At 71.3% G+C, this 14,507-nt stretch carries 13 protein-coding genes and 2 pseudogenes; 11 read left to right on the top strand and 4 right to left on the bottom strand.

Annotated features, from left to right (window positions below; all coding sequences use genetic code 11):
* Both NYF13_RS36440 and NYF13_RS36435 read left to right on the top strand, forming a co-directional pair.
* Window positions 1–210 (top strand): annotated as a pseudogene (locus tag NYF13_RS36440) (hypothetical protein); the annotation flags it as partial.
* Window positions 211–225: 15 nt separating this feature from the next.
* On the top strand, window positions 226–1,218 hold the full coding sequence (locus NYF13_RS36435; protein ID WP_315660109.1) for a TIGR03557 family F420-dependent LLM class oxidoreductase: 993 nt from the start codon (window positions 226–228) through the stop codon (window positions 1,216–1,218).
* Between the two features lie 37 nt (window positions 1,219–1,255).
* Here the strand turns inward: NYF13_RS36435 and kstR are convergent, their stop codons facing one another.
* From kstR to NYF13_RS36415, 3 genes and pseudogenes are all read right to left on the bottom strand, one after another.
* Window positions 1,256–1,882, bottom strand: coding sequence for a cholesterol catabolism transcriptional regulator KstR (gene kstR / locus NYF13_RS36430; RefSeq protein WP_315660108.1), 627 nt, complete (start codon window positions 1,880–1,882; stop codon window positions 1,256–1,258).
* An 876-nt stretch (window positions 1,883–2,758) separates the two neighbouring features.
* Window positions 2,759–4,099: pseudogene (locus NYF13_RS36420) on the bottom strand (MFS transporter); the annotation flags it as partial.
* Window positions 4,100–4,113: 14 nt separating this feature from the next.
* Window positions 4,114–4,911, bottom strand: a complete 798-nt coding sequence (locus NYF13_RS36415) for a glutaminyl-peptide cyclotransferase (protein WP_315655705.1) — start codon at window positions 4,909–4,911, stop codon at window positions 4,114–4,116.
* Between the two features lie 50 nt (window positions 4,912–4,961).
* Here NYF13_RS36415 and NYF13_RS36410 point away from each other — a divergent pair, with 50 nt between their 5' ends.
* Both NYF13_RS36410 and NYF13_RS36405 read left to right on the top strand, forming a co-directional pair.
* Entirely contained in the window at window positions 4,962–6,266 is a 1,305-nt protein-coding gene (locus tag NYF13_RS36410) for a DUF3027 domain-containing protein (RefSeq protein ID WP_315655706.1), read from the top strand.
* Between the two features lie 50 nt (window positions 6,267–6,316).
* Entirely contained in the window at window positions 6,317–9,082 is a 2,766-nt protein-coding gene (locus tag NYF13_RS36405; protein ID WP_315657279.1) for a sacsin N-terminal ATP-binding-like domain-containing protein, read from the top strand.
* On the opposite strand, the gene NYF13_RS36400 is transcribed toward NYF13_RS36405, so the two are convergent.
* Complete coding sequence (locus NYF13_RS36400; RefSeq protein WP_315655707.1) at window positions 9,079–10,038, bottom strand: aldo/keto reductase; 960 nt, start codon at window positions 10,036–10,038, stop codon at window positions 9,079–9,081. The genes NYF13_RS36405 and NYF13_RS36400 overlap by 4 nt on opposite strands.
* A gap of 228 nt (window positions 10,039–10,266) precedes the next feature.
* Here NYF13_RS36400 and NYF13_RS36395 point away from each other — a divergent pair, with 228 nt between their 5' ends.
* The 7 genes from NYF13_RS36395 to NYF13_RS36365 all read left to right on the top strand — a co-directional run bounded on the left by NYF13_RS36395 (window position 10,267) and on the right by NYF13_RS36365 (window position 13,847).
* A complete protein-coding gene (locus NYF13_RS36395; RefSeq protein ID WP_315662598.1) occupies window positions 10,267–11,508 on the top strand; it encodes a hypothetical protein in 1,242 nt (413 codons plus the stop codon).
* Window positions 11,509–11,524: 16 nt separating this feature from the next.
* Window positions 11,525–11,767 carry a hypothetical protein gene (locus NYF13_RS36390; RefSeq protein WP_315661903.1) on the top strand — a complete coding sequence of 81 codons (243 nt, stop codon included), beginning with the start codon at window positions 11,525–11,527 and terminating at the stop codon, window positions 11,765–11,767.
* Window positions 11,752–12,096: a hypothetical protein gene (locus NYF13_RS36385; protein ID WP_315661904.1), complete on the top strand. Its 345-nt coding sequence runs from the start codon at window positions 11,752–11,754 to the stop codon at window positions 12,094–12,096. Before NYF13_RS36390 ends, NYF13_RS36385 begins: the two co-directional genes overlap by 16 nt.
* A 17-nt stretch (window positions 12,097–12,113) precedes the next feature.
* Window positions 12,114–12,359 carry a hypothetical protein gene (locus NYF13_RS36380; protein WP_315661905.1) on the top strand — a complete coding sequence of 82 codons (246 nt, stop codon included), beginning with the start codon at window positions 12,114–12,116 and terminating at the stop codon, window positions 12,357–12,359.
* A complete protein-coding gene (locus tag NYF13_RS36375; RefSeq protein ID WP_315662597.1) occupies window positions 12,356–12,829 on the top strand; it encodes a hypothetical protein in 474 nt (157 codons plus the stop codon). Before NYF13_RS36380 ends, NYF13_RS36375 begins: the two co-directional genes overlap by 4 nt.
* Window positions 12,826–13,182, top strand: a complete 357-nt coding sequence (locus tag NYF13_RS36370; RefSeq protein WP_315661907.1) for a hypothetical protein — start codon at window positions 12,826–12,828, stop codon at window positions 13,180–13,182. The genes NYF13_RS36375 and NYF13_RS36370 overlap by 4 nt, the downstream gene beginning before the upstream one ends.
* A gap of 62 nt (window positions 13,183–13,244) precedes the next feature.
* Entirely contained in the window at window positions 13,245–13,847 is a 603-nt protein-coding gene (locus tag NYF13_RS36365) for a hypothetical protein (protein ID WP_315661908.1), read from the top strand.
* The last annotated feature ends 660 nt before the right edge of the window (window positions 13,848–14,507 follow it).

Raw genomic sequence — 14,507 nt, 5'->3', positions numbered from 1 at the left:
AACGTGGCCCCGCTGGTGGCGATGCGGGACGAGTTCGCGCCCGGCACCCCGCTGTCGATGTACACCGTGGGCAGCAAGAACCGCGCTTTGCTCGACGCCTACGCCGAGGCGGGCGTGGAGAGCATCACGTTCCTGGTCGGCGCGCATCCGGAGGCGCCGACCCTGAGCCGGCTGGACCACCTGGCCAAGATCGTCGAAGAGTATCGGTGAAGGAGCGGAAATCGCGTGAGTGACGTGCAAATCGGCCTGGCGGCGGCGCTGGAGCAGTTCTCGCCGCGGGAGTCGATCCGGTTGGCGAAGGCCGCGGAGGAGCGGGGCTTCTCCGGGCAGATGGCGGCGGACCACTTCCAGCCGTGGGTCCCGCAACAGGGTGAGGCCTCGTTCGTGTGGAGCGTGCTGGCCTCGCTGGCCGAGAACACCACGGGCGACCTGGGGCCGGGCGTGACCTGCCCGTCGTTCCGGCTGCACCCGGCGATGGTCGCGCAGGCCGCGGCCACCCTGGAGGCCACCTACCCCGGACGCACCTGGCTGGGCATCGGGTCCGGTGAGGCGCTCAACGAGCACATCATCAGCGGCTACTGGCCGGAGGCGCCCGAGCGCGTGCGGCGGATGTTCGAGGCGCTGGAGGTGATCCGGAAGCTGTTCACCGGCAAGGACGTCAAGCACAACGGCGAGTTCTTCAAGCTGCACACCACCCGCCTGTGGACGCTGCCCGACGGCCCGCCGCCGCCGGTGTACATCGCCTCGGCCGGCCCGTACACCTCGCGCAAGACCGGCGAGCTGGCCGACGGGCTGATCACGCCGGGCGCGTCGATCGACAAGCTGGGCGGGATCATCGAGAACTTCAACGCGGGCGCGAAGAAGGCCGGCAAGGACCCGGACGAGATGCCGAAGCTGCTGCAGGTGCACCTGTCCTGGGCCGAGGACGACGAGACGGCGTGGGCCAACGCGATGGACCAGTGGCCCAACGGCGGGATGAAGTTCCCGAAGGCCGACGTGCGCTCGCCGTTCGACTTCCAGCAGATGGCGAAGCTGGTGCGCCGCGAGGACTTCGAGGGCCGCATGGTCGTCTCCTCCGATCCGGACGTGCACCGCGCCGCGCTGCAGAAGTACGTGGACGCCGGCTTCAACCGGATCTACATCCACAACGTGGGCCGCAACCAGGACGCGTTCCTCGACACCTTCGGCCGGGAAGTGCTGCCGAAGCTGAGCGCCTGAGCTCAGAGGAGGGGCCTGCGGTGCGCCGCGGGCCCCTTCACTCGCCCAAGAGCAGGTGGACCGAGAGCTCCAGCCGGTTCGCGACGTCGGCCGCGGAAGCCCGGCGGGTCACCCAGGCCACCAGGCTGGCCATCCAGACGTCGCCGACCACGTGGAAGATGTCGCGGTCGGCGCCGGTCGGCTCCTCGATCCCCAGGGCCCGCGCGAACATCTCCTCCAGCTGCCGCCCGACCAACTCCACCTCGGCGGCGGCGGAGGTGTCGGCGAACATGAAGGCGCGCACCATCGCCTCGGTCAGGTGCGGGTCGCGCTGCATCAGCCGGGTGGTGCGGCCCAGCACGAACAGCAGCCGCTGCGCGGGGGTCTCGCCCGGGATCGCGGTGCGCTCCAGCGTTTCCTGCGCCCGCTCGAACTGCCGGGCCAGGCCGGACACGAGCAGGTGGACTTTCGACGGGAAGTAGCGGTACAGCGTGCCTAGCGCGACGTCGGCCTTCTCGGCCACGGACCGCATCTGCACGGCGTCGTACCCGCCCTTGGACGCGAGCGCCAGGGTCGCGTCGATGATGCGGCGGCGGCGGTCGCGCTGCGCCGCGGACCCGACTTCGTCGCCGATCGAGCCGAGCCCGTTCGACCGGGCCTTCGCCGCTTTTGCCTTGCCCGGCATCGGCACTCTCCTCCAGGTCCGGAACTCGTTCCAGTTCTGGGGTGAGCGTACTTCTCCTGGTGAAACGTTCATCTGGGGACACGCTGGCCGTGGAACTGAAACACGTTCTATAACCGGAATTGGTCCCGTACCCGCGCGAAGAACCGATGCCGGTCGCGCTCACCGAGGAACAGGCCGCGGCGATCCACGACTGGGCCGCCACCTCGCGACCCGGGGGCTCCGGCGGGTTCGGTCCGGGTGGTGCAGTGGCTGGGCGGGGTGCAGCACCGGCAGAAGGTGGCGGAGTTCGCGCCGGAGCTGGGGGGACCGCTCGCGCTGGAGTCCGGGGGGAGGAGTCGCACGAGTTCCTGCGCAGCCGGTGCCTCTCCATCGCAGGCGGTACAACGCAACTCCTGCGCACCACCGCGGCCGAACTGCTGCTCGGCCTGCCGCGCTGACGGGTCGCGAACGGGACTTCCGCCCCGCCGTCGCGCGTTTTGTCGGACCCCTGGCCTACGGTGCTGGGCGTGGAGTTCGGCACGCGCACCCAGGCCACCTACGTCCCGTCGGATCCGCCGCGGGACGGGGTGCTGGCGCTCTGGGGAGACGAGGTCGCGGGAGACACCGCGATCGAGCTGGTGCTGCCCTCGGGCGGGAAGTTCTCGCGCACCAAGGTTTCCGCGCGCCTGGTGCCGCTCACCCAGGCCATTCCGCGGCTGCTCGTGGTGCCGGAGGACGCCGGCCCGCGGGCAGGAGCCGCGCGCGCGAGAAGAATCAGCGGAGAGGAGAGGAGGAGAAAAAGGGAAGAAAAGAGGAGGGGGGGAAAGAAAAGGAGGGAGAAAGGGAAGCACACCGAGGAACAGAAACCAGATCAAATAAAAACGAAAAGCATTTTCGCACCTCGCCCTCGGTCACCTCGACCCAGGACGGGATCCGCATCGACTGCACGGCCGCGGCCACGCAGATGGCCGCGGTGAACCACAGCGCGCCCGCCGAGCCCCAGATGCTGTTGACCCCGCTGGCCAGCGCACCGAACACCCCGGCGGCGGCCAGGCCGAACACGGTGATCCGGGCGTTCGTCTTCGACAGCGTGATCTCCGGCGGCACCACCCGCGGGGTGATCGCGGCCTTGAGCACGGTGAACGACTTGGACAGCACCATCATGCCGAGCGCGGCCGGGTAGAGCAGCCAGTCGTCGAAGTGCAGGGCCATCACCACGGCCATCAGGCCCTGGCCGATCGAAGCCACGCCCATGGCGAACCGGCGGCCGTGCTGGATCTTGTCCAGCGCCGGTCCGATCACCGGCGCGACCAGTGCGAACGGGGCGATGGTGATCAGCAGGTAGAGCGCCACCTTGCCCTTGCTCTCCCCGCTGGTGGCGGCGAAGAACAGGGTGTTCGCCAGCGCGATGGCCATCGCCGCGTCGCTGGCGTAGTTGAGCATCACCGCGTACATCAGCGCCGTCAGGCCGGACTTGTCCGCGCCGTCGGCCTTGGTGGCGCGTTGGAACAGGCCGATGGCCCGGCCGCTCAGCTGTCGGCCGCGCAGCGCGGCCACCCTCGTGACGGTCAGCTTCTTCGGCAGCTTCGGGATCGAGCCCGCACCGGGAACGGCCGCGGTGCGAAGATCTCGATCGGCGTCCGGGTCGATGCGGGGCTCACCCGCGTAGCCGCCGGTGTCGTAGTGCTCGTACTCGTCACTGCGGGGCCGGTCCTGGTAACCGCGCGGGCGCACCGGCTCGGTGCGCTGCTCCGGCGACGGGTAGGGCCGGGCTACTCGCGGCGGCGGACGGCGCCCACCGGGTTCGTGGGGTGCCGCGTCGTCGTAGAAGCGGCTGCTTCGGGGCGCGTCTTCGGCGGACCGGGGGCGTTCCGGCGGCCGGTGCTCGGCGCGCGGGGCCGGTTCGGGCCGGAGCCTCGCCGGGGCGGGCTCGGGCCGCGCGCGTGGCGGCTCGGCCGGGTACGGCCGGGGTCGCGCCGGCGGTGACTCGGCCGGGTACGGCTGCGCCCGCGGTGGCTCGGCGGTGTGCGGCCCGGGCCGGGCCCGGGGCGGCTCGACCGGGTGTTCGACCCTGGTGGGCTGCGGGTTCGCGGCCGGGGGCGGGGCCTCCCGCCAGGAGCGGGCCGGGGTGGAGCCGGGCTCCGGCGTCCAGCGTCGCTTGGACTTCCGGCCGCGCCCCTGACCCGGACGGCCGGAACTCGGGCCGTCGGGATCGGAGCGGGAACCGAAGAGTGCCACCGGTCAATCCTGCCTCATCCGGACGGCGTTCCGCCCGCTCCTGAGCGGTTTCGCGGAGTTTCGGGGACGAACCTCACCCGGAACGTGGCCGGCCACAGCTTGCCCGTGACCAGGAACTCGTCGGTGCCGGGGATCGCGGCGATGCCGTTGAGCACGTCTTCGCCCGGGTGGAGCGGGGTGCGCAGGCCGCTCGCGTCGATGCTGCCGGTGACGTGGCCGGTGTTCGCGTCGATGCGGAGGATCTTGCCGGTCTGCCACACGTTCGCATACACCGTGTCACCGACGCACTCGAGTTCGTTGAGCTGGTCCACGCCCACGTCGACACTGCCGGTTACCGCAAACGTCTGCGGGTCACGGAAAGTGAGCTTGGCGGTGCCGTTGCTCATCACCAGCCGGCCGTCGGGCTGGTGGCACAGACCCCAGCCCTCACCCTCGAACGGCACCCGGCGCAGATCGGCGAGGGTCTTCGAATCACGCTCGATGGCGAAGCCGTCCTGCCAGGTCAACTGCCACAGCTTGGTCCCGAGCACGGTGACGCCCTCGCCGAACAGCGGCGCCGGCAGGGCCACGCGGGTGGCCGGCGACTGCCCGGCCGGTCCGGCGGTGAGAGCCGACTGCCCGGCGAGGCCGCGGCTCTCGTACAGCGTGGTGCCGGAGAACTCGAGCCCCTCGGTGAACGCGGAGGTGTCGTGGGGCAGCGTGCCCAGCACCTGGACGGTCAGCCGCTCCGGCGCGGCCGGCTCCGCCTGGGTGCCCGCGCAGCCGCTCGCGAGGGCGACGGCCAGCAGCGGCCAGATGATCGGGTTTCGCACTAGCACAGCCTGGCACGGGCGGCGCGGATGCGTGCGGCACAATTGGGGGCATGACGCTGCTGTTGACCCTGGACGACGGCTCGATCCACCGCAAGCTCGCCGACGCCGCCGACGTGGCGCGCGCCGCCGTGCTGGCCGACGCCCCGGCTGACCAGGTCGGCGAGCACGCCGGCGTGGAACGGGAGGACGCCGTCTCGGCGAGCCACCTGTTCGAAGCCTCGGTGCCCGGCTACCTCGGCTGGCACTGGTCGGTGACGGTCGCGCTGGCCGGGCCCGACCAGCCGGTCACGGTCAGCGAGCTCGCGCTCGTGCCCGGTCCGGCGGCGCTGGTCGCGCCGACCTGGGTGCCGTGGGAGCAGCGGGTCCGCGCCGGCGACCTCGGGGTCGGCGACATCTTCCCGGCCGACAAGGACGACGCGCGGCTGGTGCCGGCGTACCTGCAGTCCGACGACCCGGCGGTCGAGGAGGTCGCGCACGAGGCCGGGCTCGGCCGCGTGCACGTGCTCTCCCGCTTCGGCCGCCAGGACGCCGCGGCCCGCTGGCACGAAGGCGAGTTCGGCCCGCGCTCGGACATGGCCCGCAGCGCCCCCGGCACCTGCGGCGCGTGCGGCTTCTTCGTGCCGCTCGCGGGCTCGCTGCGTGGTTCGTTCGGCGGCTGCACCAACGACATCTCCCCGGCCGACGGCCACATCGTCGACGTCGAGTACGGCTGCGGCGCGCACTCGGAGGTGGAGGTCGAGATCACCTCCTCGATCCCGGTCGCGGAGCTGGTGTACGACGACTCGCTGCTGGACTTCGCCCCGGCGCCGGGCGTGGCCACGGCTGCCGCTGCCGTTCCGGTGGAGGCCGAGACGGTCGCCGAGACCGAGGAAGCCGTGACCGCCGAGACGGTGACCGCCGAGACGGTGGAGCCGGAAGCGGCCGCCGCGGTCGCGGTGGAGGAGGTCGCCGAGGACAAGGCCGCCCCGGCCGACGAGGAGACCCCTGCCCCGGCCGAGGCCCCCGAGGGGATCGAGAAGACCGAGTCCGCCGAGACGGAGTCGGCCGCCGCCGAGACCGAGCCCGTGGAGACCGGGTCCTCCGAGGCCAAGTCCGTGGAGACCGGCCCTGTGGAGATCGAGTCCGCGGAGGCCGAGCCCGCTGAGGCCGAGTCCGTGGAGACCGAGTCGCCCGCCGCGGAGATCGCGCAGTCGGCCGCGGTGCCGGACGCCGTCGTGGCCGAGCCGCTGGTCCAGCCGGTGGATCCGGTGGCGAACGCCGCTGAGGTCGAAGAGGCGGCCACCGGCACTGCCGTTCAAGACGCTCCCGCCGATGCCACCTCCGAAGGCACCGACGCCGCCGACACCGGCCGGTGACGAGCGCGGCTGACCGGGATCCGTTCGGGACCGAGCGGCTGCGCGCGGCGATGCTGCGCGCGTGGCGGGACTCCCCGACGCGGTTCACCGAGGACACCAACGCCGAGCGCGACCTGCGGGTCGGCGCGTACCGGGACCGGCTGTTCGTCGAGCTGGCGCAGAACGCGGCCGACGCGGCCTTCGCGGCCAAGGCGCCCGGGCGGGTGCGGGTGTCCGTTGTGGACGGTGAGTTGCGGGTGGCGAACACCGGGACGCCGCTGGACCCGCGAGGCGTCGAGTCGCTGGCTTCGCTGCGGGCCTCGGGCAAGGAGCAGCAGGACACGGTCGGGCGGTTCGGCGTCGGGTTCGCCGCCGTGCTGACCGTGACCGACGAACCGCGGGTGGTTTCGACCACCGGCGGGGTGGTCTTCTCCGCGAGCCGTACTCGCGAGGCGGCCGAGCGCGAAGGCGAAGTCCCCGTGCTGCGCCTGCTCTGGCCGACCGACGAGCAGCCTCCGGCCGGGTACGACACCGAGGTTCGGCTGCCGCTGCGGGACCCGGAAGCGGCCCGAAGCCTGCTCGGCGGCCTCGCGGCCGAACTCCCGGACCTGCTGCTGGCCCTGCCGTGGCTGGCCGAGGTGGAGGTCGACGGCCGGGTCTGGATGCGCAGCGGCGATCAGCTCGTCGAGATCCGCGGCCCGGGTGGCGACCGTCGCTGGCTGACCCACGAGGGCTGGGCCGTCCCGGTCGACGGGGACGGGGTGCCCTTGCCCCTCGAAGAGGACGTCCTCCACGCCCCGACCCCGACCGACGACGCGCTCTCGCTGCCCGCGCGGCTCATCGCGACGGTACCGGTCGAGCCGTCGCGACGGCGCGTGCTGCCCGGCGCGGCCCTCACCGCGGCGCTGGAAGCGGCGGCGAAGGACTACGTCGGACTCGTCCGGGCCATCCCGGCCGAGCACCGGTTCGCGCTCGTGCCGGTGGCCGGTTTCCCCCGCTCTACAGTGGACGCCCAGCTGCGCGACCTGGTCTTCGCCGTGCTGGCCGAGGAGCCGTGGCTGTCCACTCAGGACGGTACGGAGATCAGCGGACGGCAGGCCCGGGTCCTCGACGTCGACGTGCCGGGTCTGCCGCCGCTGCTGGCCGACCTGGTGCCCGGGCTGGTGCCCGCCCCGCCGGGCGCGGCCCGCGTGCTCAAGCCGGTGTTCGCCCAGCCGCTCTCCGTCGCGGAGGTGCTGGACCGGTTGACCGGTATCAGCCGTGAACCCGAGTGGTGGCACCGCATCTACGCGGCGCTCGCCATCGCCGTCGACACCCACGATGTCTCGCCCGCGCAGCTCGACGGGCTGCCCGTCCCGCTGTCGGACGGCCGCACGCTGCCCGGCGCCCGCGGGGCGCTGCTCGTGGACGGCTCGAACGAACTGCTGGCTCTGCTGTCCGATGTGGACGTTCCGGGGCTGCGCCTGGTCCACCCGGCCGCCGCGCACGCGCTGCTGGAGCGCTTGGGGGCCAAGCACGCGGACGCCCGGCAGTTGCTCGAGGCCGATCAGGTGCGTTACGCGGTGGAGCGCAGTGTCGAGGACGTCCGGTCCGGTTCGGACGGGATGAACCTCGCCGGCGCGGTGCTGCGGCTGATCGCCGAGTGCGGCGACCGGGCGCCGGAGTGGGCGGGCGCGCTCGCGCTGCCCGCCGAGGACGGCTGGCGGCGCGCGGACGAGCTGGTGCTGCCCGAATCCCCGCTGCTGGACGTGTTCGACCCCGAGGTGTTCGAGCCCGACGGCGCGATGTCCGTGCTCGACGACGAGTTCGCCGGGGACTGGCCGCAGGCCACCCTGGTGGCGACCGGGGTGCTGGATTCGTTCGCCGTGGTCCGCGACGAGGAGCCGCACGAGCCCGACCACGGCCTGCCCGACGAGGAGTCCTGGTGGGACTCGCTGGAGCCGCAGCCGCCGACCGTCGTGGCGGTGCGCGACCTCGACCTGGTCGCCGACGACGCCTGGCCCGCCGCGCTCCGGCTGCTGGCGGCCCGGCCCGAGACCTGGCAGGCGCTGCACACGCCGGAGGGGCACGCCCGCTGGTGGCTCGCCCGCTATGCGCTGCTGGCCGGCGAAGCGCCCGGGTCGTGGCGGCTGTCCGAGGCGGTCGAGCTGTCCGGGCTGTACGACGTGGTGCCCGATCTCGGCCTGACCGAAGACCTCCTGCTCGCCGCCGGTGTCCGGACCGGACTGACCTTGTCCACTGTGGAGGACGCCGCCGATCTGCTCGACCGCCTCGGCGACGCCGGCCGCACGGTTTCGCCGGGCCTGGCCGCCCGGGCGCACCGGGCCCTGACGGCGTCCGATGTGGACGTCGAGGAACTGGGTGCGCCCGTGCGCGTGCGGGTCGCCGACGGTTCGGTGGCCGAGGCCGAGCTCGCCGTGGTCCTCGACGTGCCCTGGCCCGCCGCGGCGCTGGACCCGGCCCGGGTCGTCGCCGCGCCCGACGAGCCCGAGCGGCTGGCCGAACTGCTCGACCTGCCGCCGGCCAGCAGCCTGAGCGCCGAGGTGACCAGCGTGGGCGAGTACGTGCCCTGGGCCGAGCTGCCCGCGCTGCGGCTGGTCGCCGACCAGCTCGGACTGGTGCTGCCGGACGGCGGCCCGCTGCTGCACGACCCGCTGACCGTCACGCTCGACGGGGCCGCCCACGACGTTCCCTGGTGGTCGGACGGGCGGCTGCACGCGGCCGACACCTCGGAGGGCCTGGCGCGGGCGTTCGCCTGGGCCACCGGGCGCTGGGCGGAGCGCTACCGCATCACCGCCCTGCTCGACGACCCGTCTCCGCGGACGCTGCTGAACTAGAAGGCCGAGGCCGTGTCCAGGGTCTCCAGCTCGCCGTCGGACAGGCGCAGGTCGTCCAGCGCGAACAGCGCCTTCAACTGCTCGACGGTGCGGGCGGACGCGATCGGCGAGGCGACCGTCGGCTGCCGGGCGAGCCAGGCCACGGCCACCGTGGCCAGCTCGACCTCGTGCGCGGTCGCGACGTCCTCCAGGGCCTGGAGCACCTTCACCCCCCGCTCGGTGTCGGCGTAGCCGCCGGCCATGCCCGGGATGGCCCGCGGGTTGTCGACCGTCTCACCGGGACGGTACTTGCCGGTGAGGAAGCCCGAGGCGAGCGCGAAGTACGGCACGCAGGACAGCCCCGCACGCTGCACGATGTCCCGCTTCGGGCCTTCGTAGGTGTCCCGCGAGACGAGGTTGTACTGCGGCTGAAGCACCTCGTAGCGTGCCAGGCCCTCACGCTCGGAGAAGGCCAGCGAGGCCGAAAGCCGTTCGGGGCTGATGTTGGACGTCGCGATCGTGCGGACCTTGCCGGCCTTCACCAGGTCGTCGAGCGCGGTGATGATGTCCTCGACCGGGATGGTCTCGTCCCGGTCGAAGTGGGTGTAGTAGAGGTCGATGTGGTCGGTGCGCAGCCGCCGCAGTGATTCGTCCGCGGCGGCCTTGATGGTGGCCGGCTTGAGGCCCAGGTACTGCGGGTGGTCGCCGACCTTGGTCGCGACGACCACGCTGTCGCGGTCCCGGCGGGCCAGCCAGCCGCCGATGATCGTCTCGGACTGGCCCGGCTGGTTGCCCTGCTCGGGGAAGTAGTTCATGTACGAGTCGGAGGTGTCGATGAAGTTGCCGCCGGCGGCCGTGTAGGCGTCGAGCACCGCGACCGACTGCTCCTGGTCGGCGGTCCAGCCGAAGACGTTGCCGCCCAGGCAGAACGAGGAGACGCGGAGCGCGGAGCGGCCGAGGGCGCGGAGTTCAGTCATGATCCGATGATACGAAGATCGACCTGGGCCGCGCCCGCGTGAACCGCCGCCGTGCCCTCGCACATCACTATGTATAGATCGCGTCTCAACAACAAACAACGATGAAGGCGAAGACGGGACGTTGCCATGTCGATGAGCCCACGGCCGTTTCAAAGCATGACGCGACGACGCCAGTCTGGGAGACCATAAGCGATCATCGCCGGTCCCCAGTTCGGCACGCACGCCGAGATGGCCTCCGACGGCTTCCGCGTCTACCGCCAGGACCCCGACGACGGCAGCACTGACGAGGTCATCCGCCTCGGCACGTCCACTAACGACTACTTCGCGGTCGTCGACACCACAGGCAACCTCGTCGCGTCGGTCGACGACACCGGTCAGGGCAACTTCACCGGCCTGAACGTGACCGGCGACGCCGTGATCCAGGGCCGCTCGCTGTCGGATCTCCTCGGCGACGTCGCCTCCGCCTCGCCGGGCTACTTCGAGGGCCGCCTGTCCGCCGACCTGGGCCCGATCCGGAGCCGCGTCGGCGTCGCCGAGGTCTCCGTCCGGCTCCGCAAGGGCCGCCGCTACCAGTTCAACTTCCGCGCCGGCTGGAAGTCCTCGCTCTCCATCACGGAGAGCCGCTGGAACCTCCTGCGCACCCACGCGCCGGAGAGCGACCCGGAGACCTGTCCGGCACCCACGATCACCACCCCGAGCGAAGAGGTCTGGTGGACGACCTCCCCGGCCGGGAACACGTTCCTCACCTTCGGCGGCAACGCCGAGTTCATCGCCGAGACGACCGGCCGGCACCGCCTGCTCCTCACCGTTGAGCGCGGCGGCTCCACCTCGGACTCCGACATCTACGTCCTCGCCTCGCAGACCATCAACCTCGTCGTCACCGACCTCGGCCCGGCCGGCTCCGGCGCAACGGGTGTCTTCACCCAGGCAGGCGGGACGCTCTACGGAGGACCGCCCGCCCCGCCCTCCGGCGCCCCGGTCCAGCAGTACTACGCAGACCTGGCGCCCGCGGGCCGCGCTACCTACCGCGGCAACGGCTCCCTCCGGACCGACGTCTCCGAGGTGATCCAGGGCATGGACCCCTCCGGCTACAACGGAGACGGCCGCGGGCAGTTCTGGTTCAACCTGCCGACCATCACCGGCACCGTCGACCGCGTTGACGTCTACCTGTACTCGACGCACTGGTACTACAGCAACGGCGGCACGGCCATTCTGAACATCTCCGACCAGCGGGGCGTCGGCCCGAGTCCGTATAAGTTCCGCGGGGACTGGTACGTCGGCGGCTACCCGAAGCCCGGCGGCAAGACCGTCACCGTCCCGTCGGACTGGTTCCCGTTCTTTCGCGGCACGAACAACGACAACTACAACGGCCGCGCCACCGTCGTCACGCTCGGCCCCGGGAACGGCTCGAACTACGCCTACTACGGCAAGTTCTCCGATTGCCGACTCCGGATCTGGTACACGCAATAACCGAGAAGGAGCCACCGTGCCACACGTCTTTCTGGCACTCGACCCCGAAACCCAGCGCGTCCTCATGCAGACGCGCGAGATCGGCGACGAGGACCTCCCGCGCGGCCTCCGCGGACTCGGCTGGGCGCGGCGAGAAGCCGACGTCGAGGACGACCGGTGGGACGCGCTCCTCGCCGGCGAGCTGACACCCGCCGAGCAGGACGACCTTCACCGCGCAGCCTGGACCGAGAACGGAGCGGCCCCGTGGCCAGCAGCATGACCGACCCCACCGCCCCTGTCCCCGTCGCTGGGCTCCTGGTCCCGGCCGTGCTGGTCCCCCGCATCATCGCCGCGATGCGGGGGACCTACCCGACGATCACCGCGGACCTCGACGACGACGCCGCCGTCCGCGCGGTGCTCAAGCACTGGGTCACCACCACCCTCATGACCTTCGAGGCCCAGCAGGTCACCGCACCCGTCGTCGACCAGCTCGCCGCGCTCCAAGAGGAAGCCCGCGTCCGCGAGGCCGAGGCCCGCCAGAAGGCCGAAGCGGCGGCCGGCCTGATTACCGACGCCGCCCCGCCCAGCGCGGACGTCCCCGCCATCTGACCATCGGAAGGAGCACGATGCTTCCCCTCTCGGACATCGTCGACACGATCCGCCGCTTCTACGACCCCGCCCACGAGCCCCTTCGGCGTCGCGTTTACACCACCCTCCTCGCCCTCGCCGCGCTCGCCGTCACCGTCGGCCTGGTCGCCGGATCAGCGGTCACCGCGATCACCGGGCCCCTCGCCCTGCTCCTTGCCGTCCCCGCCGTGGAGAGCGCGCGCTCGCAGGTCACGCCCAAGAACACCGATTGGACCGAGCGGTGAGCCGCTACGGCGCCTGGAGGGCGCGCACGCGTGAGATGGCCGCCCCCCTCACGCCGAAAGTCATCACCAACTTCCCCTTCGAGGTCATCGTCTGCCTCGTGGCCGTCCTTATGGGACTTCCGTTCCTTCTCGGGGCGGGCGCCCCGCCGTCGCTCCTCACCCTCGTCGGCAAGGCCGCCTTCATGGTGTGGTCGGCCGCGCTGACCGTGGGCGGGACCACCATCGCCGTCGGCCTGCGGTCGCCGTCGCGCCCGTACCCGCTCGTCGTGGCGTCCGGCCTCCAGCTCACCGCCGGGTGCTTCGCCGTCTACGCCATCGCCGTGTTCGTCGTCCTCCACGCCTCCGGGCTCGCCGGGCTCGCCGCGTTCGCCAGCCTGTCGCTGGTCTCGCTCATCCGGGCAACGCACTTCCGGCGCATCGTCGACATCCAGAAGGGCGCACGACGCATACGAAAGGAGCGTGGCGAGTGAACTGGACGGAAGTCCTCGTCGCGCTCATCGCCGCCGGCCTGCTCAAGTACGCCGTCGACCTCGCCAAGTGGTGGAGCGCCCGGCGCAAGCGGAAGTCCCCGGAGGGAGTCCAGTCGGCGAACCTGGCCACCCTCGACCAGTCGCTTGCCGTTGTCGCGCGCGCCCGCGACGAGCTGGAGGCCGACAACGCCCGTCTCCGATCCCAGCTCGCCGAGTCCGACGCCCGGCACGCCGCGGAGCGCGCGACCTGGGCCGAGGAAAAAGCCTCCATGAAGGCCGAGATCCACGACTTGGAGCGCCGCCTCCGCGAGATGCTCGCCGAGATTGAGAACCTCAAGATCCGGCACGCCTGAGCACCAGGCCGCAAACGCGCAGAGGTCCGGGGGACCAGTCCCCGACTTTCCTGGAGCGTTGCATGGCCACCCTCGTGATCGGCGTTACCGGCAAGAAGCGCGCCGGCAAGGACACCTTCGCCCGCCGCCTCATCGAGCACCACGGCTTCACCCGCGTCGCGTTCGCCGACGCACTCAAGGCCGTCATGAGCGAGCTGGACCCAGTGATCCCTGTTCACCTGGACGAAACCGGTGTGGTCTGGGGGCCGGGCTCGGAGGCGAGGTGGGGAACCACCCGCCTCAAGTCACTCGTGACCGAGGTGGGCTGGGAAAAGGCCAAGGAGGTCCGCGAGGTCCGGCGCCTGCTCCAAGCGCACGGCGACGCCATCCGCCGCCACACCGACCCGGACATCTGGGTCAACGCCGTTCGCCAGCAGGTAGGGAACACGCCCGGACCGGTCGTCCTGACCGACGTGCGCTACCCGAACGAAGCCGAGTTCATCACCGAGAACGCTGGCCGGCTCGTGCGCGTCGTCCGCGGCGGCCAGCTCCTCGACGACAACCACATCACCGAGACCGCGCTGGACAAGTGGCCGGTCAACGCCCAGGTCGGCAACGATGGCGCCGTATCGGCCCTGCACGCCAAGGCGGACGAGCTGGTCGACTACTGGTACAACCACTTGTGATCTTCACCCCAAAGGCCCCCTTCATCCCCTGGATGGAGGGGGCCTTTCGTGTTTTCGGGCTAAACGCAACTTGCAACTTCTCCCACCGAGAACTTCATGGGGTAGATTCTGCCCACCCATGATCGCCGAACCAGGGAGCCTCAAGGCAATGGCACCCCGCAGTCCAGAGGAAGAGCTGGCCGTCCAGGCCACCGCCATCCTCGCGGAATACGTCAGGACACCGACCACCGACCTCCTCAAGAAGCTCGCGCCCGTCATCGTCGAGCTTCGCTCGCACCACCGACTCAACGACGGCTCCGTCGATTGTGGACGCCGGCACGATAGCCGGCGAGCCAGACGAGTCCGAGGTTCGGCCAGCCCGGCCAGAGTCGTGCCCTAGCCAGGTAGAGAGACAGGGCGACAACGCGCCCCGCGGGGGAAGAGCCTCCCGCGATTTTTTCTGGTCAGCCGCCAGGTATCCGTGTCCTTCCACCCCACGTTGAACCTATACACAATCAGCGGAACCCGTCTCTTGTGTCAGAGTTGATAGTTGTTGGCGTTGCAAACACTGTTAAACGATCACCCCCAATCGGTAACCCGGGCTTATGTGCCCAGTATCAACATGTCTACAGGCGTCCAAACTAATCTTTCTGGTTGCCCCCGCCCTGCCGCCTCACCCCG

The sequence above is a fragment of the Amycolatopsis sp. PS_44_ISF1 genome (assembly GCF_032335455.1).
Taxonomy (GTDB): domain Bacteria; phylum Actinomycetota; class Actinomycetes; order Mycobacteriales; family Pseudonocardiaceae; genus Amycolatopsis.
This window is presented reverse-complemented; position numbering and strand designations above follow the sequence as displayed.

Coding starts and splice junctions, on each gene's coding strand:
- kstR (WP_315660108.1), bottom strand. CDS start 1,882: ATGCCGGGCAAGGCAAAAGCGGCGAAGGCCCGGTCGAACGGGCTCGGC.
- NYF13_RS36410 (WP_315655706.1), top strand. CDS start 4,962: ATGACGCTGCTGTTGACCCTGGACGACGGCTCGATCCACCGCAAGCTC.
- NYF13_RS36405 (WP_315657279.1), top strand. CDS start 6,317: ATGCTGCGCGCGTGGCGGGACTCCCCGACGCGGTTCACCGAGGACACC.
- NYF13_RS36400 (WP_315655707.1), bottom strand. CDS start 10,038: ATGACTGAACTCCGCGCCCTCGGCCGCTCCGCGCTCCGCGTCTCCTCG.
- NYF13_RS36395 (WP_315662598.1), top strand. CDS start 10,267: ATGGCCTCCGACGGCTTCCGCGTCTACCGCCAGGACCCCGACGACGGC.
- NYF13_RS36380 (WP_315661905.1), top strand. CDS start 12,114: ATGCTTCCCCTCTCGGACATCGTCGACACGATCCGCCGCTTCTACGAC.
- NYF13_RS36365 (WP_315661908.1), top strand. CDS start 13,245: ATGGCCACCCTCGTGATCGGCGTTACCGGCAAGAAGCGCGCCGGCAAG.